The following is a 7908-nucleotide window of genomic DNA, read 5'->3' on the forward strand; positions in this document are numbered from 1 at the left end:
CCCCAACCCCGACCGACCAGCCACAGAAGACACCGCCACACCCCCACCCCACATGACACCCACACCACCACCCGGCAAACACTCCCCCACCACCACGCACAGGCAGCACACACGACACAGGCACCACGGGGCCGCACACGCGACACAGGCACTACGGGCGGCACACGCGACACAGGCACTACGGGCGACACAGGCACTACGGGCGGCACGGGCGACACAGGCACTACGGGCGGCACGGGCGACACAGACAGCACCCACAGCACACACGCGCGGACAGCACAGACGACATCAGCAGTGCAACCGTGCAACCAGCACAGGCAGAACGACGGGCAGAACGGATACTCCAGGCAGTACCAGTACTACAGGCAGAAGGGGCACCGACGGGCAGCACAGCCAGCACGGGCACCGACGGGCAGCACGCGCGCTGAAGGCAGAACAACCAGCGCAACCAGCACAGCCAGCACGGGTACTGCAGCCAGTACGAGCAGTACAGACAGCACACGGCGAAACCGGCCACACGAACGGCCACACGGCACGCGCCCCACACCAGCACAGACAGCGCAAGCAACACCGACAACACGAACGGCACAAACAACACAGGCCACACAGGCCACACAGGCAACACGGACAGCGAACCCCGCGCGGACGCTACACGCACACGGGCGGCGCCCGGACCGGCAGCACAAACCGACCCCAACCAGGCCACACCACACCCAAACCCGCCACCACACTCACCCCCCGCTCCCCCTACCGGAAGAGGCAAACCAGCCCCCTTACCGCCACCCGATTCAAAACGATCCCCCACCCCCTGTCAATAGAAAACCGCGTAGCTGGTTTCCACCACCACCCCACCACCCCTCCACCCCAGTACAAGCACCAGGGAGCGGAGGCAAGGGAGAGCACCAGCCCGCAGCACCACAGGGAACTCCGGAGGAGCGAGGCCCTGAGACGACTGGGGCAAGACGTCGACACCGCCGGGCCGAGGGGCAACCGCAGAGGACCGACGAGCTACTTGCGGCGGCAAAAGCGCGCCGCCGAAGGCCCTGGAAGGGACACAGAGCCGCTACGAGCTACGAGACTGGAACATCCCCGCAGGACAGGGAGCCCACAATCCGACAGAAACCGGGCCCGGACCTCATCGAGGAGCCGATGGGGTGGCAACCGATCCAGGCGGCGAAACCCGGAGCCAGAGCAGCAGGAACCGGGCCCGGGGCGGGGGGGGGCGACTACCCCGCTCTCAGGCGACAGGCGACGAACTCAGACCCGGTCAGGGAACGGGTCAGACGCAGAGAGGCTGCACCCACCCCCTTCGATACGCCCCTCAACCGCCCGTGACCCTCCGCAGCCCAGCCCGAGAACCACGCCGCGCCACAGGAGAGTGAGGCCCCAAAGCCCTGCTACAAACCACGTGCGCGGTTTTTTTTGGGAGCGAAGGCGCCACCGAACCGAACACCTCCGGGTATCGACACCCCCACCCGGCCGGGCCATAGCCGGAGCGGAACCTCCACCTTCCGGCCAAAATGCCGCGCCACCCACTGAGCAGGCACCAGGATCGCCGACCAAATCGCCCTACGCTCATCTCCCGCTCTGACAAACGGAATGCACGGCACTCAGCCACCCTCGTCAGCCAGGTCCCCCCAACCACTGGATATCAAACCAGCAAGTTGGTTTTATAAGTCGACCGAACCTCACCTCGACGGGAGCCACCAGTGAGCCAGCAGGAACGGGCCACCCGCACACGCAACGCACTCCTCCTCTCTGCCGCCGAGAGATTCGAACGCCACGGCTACCTCAAAGCCAGCCTGGACGAGATCAGTTCAGGCGCCGGCGTGAGCCGCGGCGCCCTGCACTTCCACTTTGAGAACAAGGCCGCCCTCGCCAACGCCGTCGAACAAGCCGCCGCCCACACCCTGCACAAAGCTGCCCACACCACGCCGCCCGATCACACCAGCACCCTGCAAAACCTCATCAACCTTTCCCACCACATGATCTACCTCTTGCACCACGACACCGTGGTCCGCGCCGGGTTCCGCCTCACCTGCGACTCAAGCCCTGAGACCCCGCTCGACCTGCGCCACCAATGGCACACCTGCGTTCATCACCTCGCCACCCGCGCCGCCGACGAACACACCCTCGCCCCCCACATCTCCCCCGAGGCCCTCACCACCACCATCGTCGCCACCACCACCGGCCTCGAAATACTCAGCCGCACCAGCCCCACCTGGCTCACCTCCGTCCCTCTCACCCATTTCTGGCAGCTCCTCCTCCCCACCATCACCAATCCCGCCCACCCCATGCCGACACCCGGACCTCCAACGCCTCGTTGTGACGCGAACTGACGTCAGAGCCACGCGCCTCACCCGCCAGCCCCCTCACACGCGGCCCACACGCCACACCCTCCGAAGCCACCGCACGCTTGCGCCGAAAGGTGAAGCGCACAGGCCGGGGCCAGAGGCCTGCGGCCAAGAACCAGGAAGGCAAGGGGCGCAGACCCGGGGACAGGACCGACCGGGCGGGACATTTCTCATGGAGCGGGAAGCAGCCCCTGTTAGCGCACGCGCACGCCAGGCTGCCGAGGTGTTAACCCCAATGTGAGCGGAAGCGGCTTACCGTCGGCATGCGCCGCTCAAAGCAAACGGAGAGCACGGGAGTTGACGTGTGTAATCAGGGTTCGTTCGCGGGCAAGGCCTCCCTCGTCGCCGGAGCGAGCAGTGGATCGGCGGGGGGCGGCCAGGGTCCCTCCCTCGAAAGTGCGCACGTGGTCCTGGCCTCCCGGCGTGACGACCGCTTGGCGCTCCTGGCCAAAGAACTGCGTGTCGAGGGCGTACAGGCTCTACTGCGTGGGTGACGTCCAAGTCGCCACCGAAACGCGCCGGGCCGTCACCCACGCAGTGGACACTCACGGCCGCCTAGACGTGGCGTGCAACAACGCCGGCACTGCCGTGGAGAGGACCCCTCTGCACCATATGGACGACGCCACCTACGAGCTGGTCCTCGACACCAACGCACGCAGGGTGGGAACCGCCTGCGCCCCAATATCAGCGCAATGATCGAAAACGGTGGCGGGCGATCGTCACCGGCCTGGTAGTCACCTCTGTCGCAGCCGCTTACGTCGCCGCCAGACACGCCGGGCTCGGTGCGACGAAGGCGCCGTACTCGAATATGCGCCGAGCAACATCCGCATCAACGCTATCGCCCCCGGCCTGGCCTGCAGCCTGCTCAGAGATGACGAAGTGCCGGTTCGCACGCTGCCCTGACCAGGAAGTCGACGAAAGCAAGGCCTTCTTTCCGCGCAACAGCATGGCCGAACCCGAGGAAGTCGCGGAGGCAGCCGCCCGGGCCTGCAGCGACCGCGCCTTCCACATCACCGGCGCCGCCATGCCCGGAGACGGCCACACCACCACCTGGCGACCCGGCCATGGTCCCAGCAAAAAGACACCCGCCCCCATCTCACGACTACACCCGAGCAGAGGGGCGTTCACGCATGGAGGATGAGTAAGGCGTGTCAGCCGGTGCTGTCCACCAGGTCGGGCTGCGGGATACATACCGCCTCTGCCAATAGACGTGCGCCCCTGTCCGGGGCCAGGTCCAGACGGGTCAGTACAGCCGGCACCGTGATCGACGGCATCACATGGTCGTAGAGCGCCAAGACGCGCCGCTCCACATCCGCCAGCCCGCGCTCCAGCTGAGAAAACAGCTGAATCCCGTGAAAAGCGCCGACTACCAGCTCCGCAGTCTGTCGCGGCACCACATGGGAGAGGATCTCACCACGCTCCTTGGCCTCGGTGAGCATCTGCGCAGACAAGTCGACCCAAGCTGGCCAGGCACTCCCGTAATTTACCCGGCCCCGGGGGTCCGAAGAGAGCACCGCCCCTGCCTGCACCACCGGATCCTGCGGCAACCGATGCGCCAGCAAGAGCCCTGTATCCACCCACTCTTGGACCTTGAGATCCTGCGGCGGCACGGCATAAGCAGTCTGCGCCTGCAACACCCCCCGCGCCAAAGCCTCCTTGGAATCAAAATGGAAGTACAAAGCCCCCTTGGTCACCCCGGCGACCTTGAGGATTTCCGACACCGTGGCTGCCGCATAGCCATGCTCGGCAAAGACCACCGCAGCTGCTTCCAGCACCGCGCGGCGTGTTCGAACAGCACGCTCCTGCTGCGCCACGTAGGACCTCCCCTGCACTCCGTGCCCGCTTTGGGTATGCAGCGGACCACAGAAGGAAACCGCCGTGGACGTACCTTACCCACAACACCCCCGAAAGACCCCGCGAAGGATCTTGCCAAACCCATTCCCCGTCGGCTGCTCGCCCGATAAGTCCCCACCCATCACTCCTGACACCCTCGCAACAAGGGTGCGCCCCGATCGGAGCCGATCCGAAACACCAGACCGGAACCCGTCGGCCGCCAAACCCCAGGCAGCCGCACCAGGCAACGACTCCGAGAGCAGCTCCTACAACACACGGCCACACCCCGCCCGACCCCACCTGCCGGTCCGGAGTCAGCAGCTCACCGTCGCTCTCGCGGGGGGGGGCGACAGCGTCTCGGCGGGGCCAGGCCGCCCGCACCACAGCCAGCTGGGAACCGATGCCGCCGCTTTGGGGGCGGAAGTCGCAGTCCCGGCTGAATCGACGCCCTCCCTTTCCGGCCGGCAGAGGCTCCAACCGCCCCTAAGCGCTGAGCCCCTGCTTCCACGAGTGAGGAGAGAAGACACTCGCGTCCGCAGGCAGACTGCGCTCGCGCCCCTCAGGCCAGCGTCTCTGTCACAGCGCTGAGGCAGCCCTCGCTCTGCCAACGGGCGGTGTCAACACTCGGCTACATGGCGGCCGTCCTGTAGCCCCTTCATCGTGGAGGCAGGGCAGCCCTCGCTCACGCCCGGCCACCACGCCCCTCCGGCGCCGGCCCACAGCCCAACCACTCGACCACTCGGCCACTCGACCACTGATAGAAGAGGGAACGAAATGGCAGAGAGGGCGGAGGAGACAGAGGGGCAGTGCGAGGGGAAGCGCCCCCGTCAGACTTGCGGGGCCAGAGGCCAGTTGTCTCCGGCGGCCGCCTCCGCGTCAACCGTCCGCAACAGCTCCTCAGAGATTTCCCCGAGCGAACGCACCACATGCCGGACCCCGGCCCGCTCCATCAACGGCCGCTGGAAACCCTGCTCGTAATCACTGGGGTGCCCGATGAAAGCGCTCCCCAGTTCGCGGGCCGTCTCCGCCACCCGCGCCACATCGTCAATGACGAGCATCTGGTCAAAGCGAATCTCAAACAACTCCGCGATCTCCCTGATGCCGGGACGGAAATCATTGGTGCACACATAAACCGGCTCGTCGAAATATTCAGCCAAAGCACTCAAGTGACAATCGAAGTGCGTCCGCCCCAGCCCCCCGTAACAAACTATACGCATCTCCAATGAGCGCAGCCTTTGCAAGAGTGTCTCCGCGCCCTCCAGAACCCGTACCGGGTGCTCAAGCACATACCGGTCCCGCTCCTCGAAATATGCCGTGAGTACAGCCTCGGCACTCCCACCCAGCACATCTGCCGCAGTCTGTGCTGCCACCATCTGCGGCTGCGAAAGCAACGCCTGCTCCAGCTCCGCCCCGTAGACCCCACCCCGCGACTCCACCAGTCGCCGAATCACCGGCCCGAAACTGTCGTTGAGCAACACCCCGTCAATGTTCACCGCTACTAGGTTCAGGTGCTTCAGGCCCCGCTTGCGTCCTTCCTCACGACCCGCCGCCCCGGTGGTGCCGACCTCGCCGACCGCCCCACCGTTCGAACCCAGCCCGCGGACGGCCGATCCCTCGCCCGCCCAACCCATCCGATCCACCACAACAACCCCCACTTCCCCGACACCGCCACGCCATTTCGACGCTTGATAAAGACTGGTCTACGCAACAACGTGCCACAACAACCGACCGCAGCCGAACCGGAACCGTCGTTCCGTATTCACCGGGCACTCGCGGAACGCGCGCGTACACGTCCACTACACGACTGACCACAGCTCCTCACTCCACCCAGGGCGACAACGAAAGGCATAAGAAGGAACCGTCCGCCCGGTTTCTTTAAAACGGACGCTTCACTTCCTCTTCACCTGAGGCCGCAACCCAACCCGCGAGGAACTCAACTACCCAGCGTCACGAAATCGCCCATTCGAAATGGAACGTTATCCTTCCACCCCCTCAGCATGTAATCACCACCGACACTTGAAAAGAAAACCGGTGGGTATGTATGTTACGAACCTACTTTCATTCACCTCCAGGGGGAGAGGTTCATGAGCAGTCTGGTCCTGACACGGTCGCAAGACGCCCAAAAGGATTCGAACACGCAGGCCACCCAGTGCACGTACGAAGCGCGGAACGCAGAGTGCCCACAAAACTCGCTGGCCGCACCGAAACCGTCGATCCCGCCGGACATACAGACGTCGCAGGGCACCCAAAGGGTGCCGGTCACGCAGAACGCACAGCCTGCGTCGGAGCGGCCCAGGCTCGGAGAAGCCCAGAACACACCGCAGTCGGCGGACACCCCGAGCCATGGCGCGCACTGCGCCCTCACCATTCAATGCGCACCCCCGCGGCCAAACGCACAGGACACGCAGGACACTCACAGCAGCCCGAGCGACCGCGCCGACCGGATACCGGCCCTGCTATCTGCGTTCACCGGCACCGTGCCCCGTCAGTACGTCCACCGTGCCGCCCACGCTGAAGTCTTTCTCACCGGTCATGAAAGGACTGGCGAGGAGACCTACACCCTCACCGGCCAGTGGCCCCGCGCCCACACCTTCTTCACCACAGCCGACGGCCGCAGCCACGATCACCTCCAGGCCTGCGAAACGCTTCGCCAGGCCGGCATTTATCTCGCCCACACCGAACATCACGTACCGCTCGACCACCACTTCGTCATGCAAGACATGACCGTCACCAGCCACCCCGAGCACCTCACCATCCAGTCCACCCCCACCAACCTCACTCTCCACGCCACCCTCACGCCCACCCCTCGCCGCCGTACCTTCACCATTCACCTCAACATCAGCAGCAACCAGCAGACTCTCGCCACTGGCTACGGGCACTTCACCTGCATCTCCCCCTCCGCCTACCAGCGCGTCCGCGCCGCCCCCGTCCCCACTCCCACGCTCGCCTCCCTCCACCACACCCCCAACCACCACCAAAACCCCCACACTCACGGACGCAACAACCCCCACGACCTCGTCCTCGCCCCCACCGACCAGCCCTACACCTGGCGCCTCAACGCCAACCCCAACCACCCTGTTCTCTTCGACCACGACGGCGACCACATCCCCGGCATGGTTCTCATTGAGGCCGCCCGCCAAAGCAGCCAGCCCCGCCTCCCTGCCAACGCCGTCCCCATCCAGACGCAAACTCAATTCCACCGCTACGTCGAACTCACCGACCCCTGCTACATCACCACCACACCTCAACCCAGCACGCACCCCGACACCCACACCATCCGCGTCACCGGCCACCAGAACGATCGTCTCGTCTTCACCAGCCATCTCACCGCCACCACCCACCCCGCCCTCTGCCTCGGCAGCAACCCGCCCCTGACGTCGAATCGAGTCGACTGCGAACCCCGCGCACGATAGGGACGGCCATGAGCGTGCAAACAGCACGGCTGCGTCGACCAGCAGAAAGCCTGCCGATCCTCTGCCTCCTGCCAGGGTGGGGCCGCTCGTCGTTCGTCACCGTGAGTACGTGACCGGTGCCTCGCACGCCAGACCGGAACGCACCCCGTCCCGACAACGAGCCCGGGGTTGACAGTCCGAAACAAACTTCGGCCAGTTGTCAGCCCCGGCCCCCCTAGTGCTGGATTCCTCAAACGGTGTACGTATATCGGCGCCGTAGTTGGCGGGTTGGTGGTGCGGGCCGGCTCCAGACCCAGGGGCTGGCACGG

General features: G+C 65.6%; 6 protein-coding genes. 3 read left to right on the plus strand and 3 right to left on the minus strand.

The annotated features are described in order from the left end of the window. Positions 1–1709 precede the first annotated feature (1709 nt). Both AC07DI_RS37330 and AC07DI_RS37335 read left to right on the plus strand, forming a co-directional pair. Positions 1710–2339 (plus strand): ScbR family autoregulator-binding transcription factor, encoded by a 630-nt coding sequence (locus tag AC07DI_RS37330; RefSeq protein WP_478909407.1) that lies wholly within the window; start codon positions 1710–1712, stop codon positions 2337–2339. Positions 2340–2891: 552 nt separating this feature from the next. Then, positions 2892–3050 (plus strand): hypothetical protein, encoded by a 159-nt coding sequence (locus AC07DI_RS37335; RefSeq protein ID WP_478909416.1) that lies wholly within the window; start codon positions 2892–2894, stop codon positions 3048–3050. A 57-nt stretch (positions 3051–3107) separates the two neighbouring features. Here the strand turns inward: AC07DI_RS37335 and AC07DI_RS37340 are convergent, their stop codons facing one another. From AC07DI_RS37340 to AC07DI_RS37350, 3 genes are all read right to left on the minus strand, one after another. After that, positions 3108–3482 carry a hypothetical protein gene (locus AC07DI_RS37340; protein WP_478909409.1) on the minus strand — a complete coding sequence of 125 codons (375 nt, stop codon included), beginning with the start codon at positions 3480–3482 and terminating at the stop codon, positions 3108–3110. A 23-nt stretch (positions 3483–3505) separates the two neighbouring features. After that, positions 3506–4168 carry a ScbR family autoregulator-binding transcription factor gene (locus AC07DI_RS37345; protein WP_478909410.1) on the minus strand — a complete coding sequence of 221 codons (663 nt, stop codon included), beginning with the start codon at positions 4166–4168 and terminating at the stop codon, positions 3506–3508. A gap of 846 nt (positions 4169–5014) precedes the next feature. Then, positions 5015–5842 (minus strand): HAD family hydrolase, encoded by an 828-nt coding sequence (locus tag AC07DI_RS37350; protein ID WP_478909412.1) that lies wholly within the window; start codon positions 5840–5842, stop codon positions 5015–5017. 429 nt (positions 5843–6271) lie between these two features. Between AC07DI_RS37350 and AC07DI_RS37355 the strand changes: the two genes are divergently transcribed. Continuing rightward, the gene (locus AC07DI_RS37355) at positions 6272–7600 is read left to right on the plus strand and encodes a ScbA/BarX family gamma-butyrolactone biosynthesis protein (protein WP_478909414.1); all 1329 of its coding nucleotides are present in this window, start codon (positions 6272–6274) and stop codon (positions 7598–7600) included. The last annotated feature ends 308 nt before the right edge of the window (positions 7601–7908 follow it).

Source organism: Streptomyces sp. NPDC044106 (assembly GCF_056433985.1).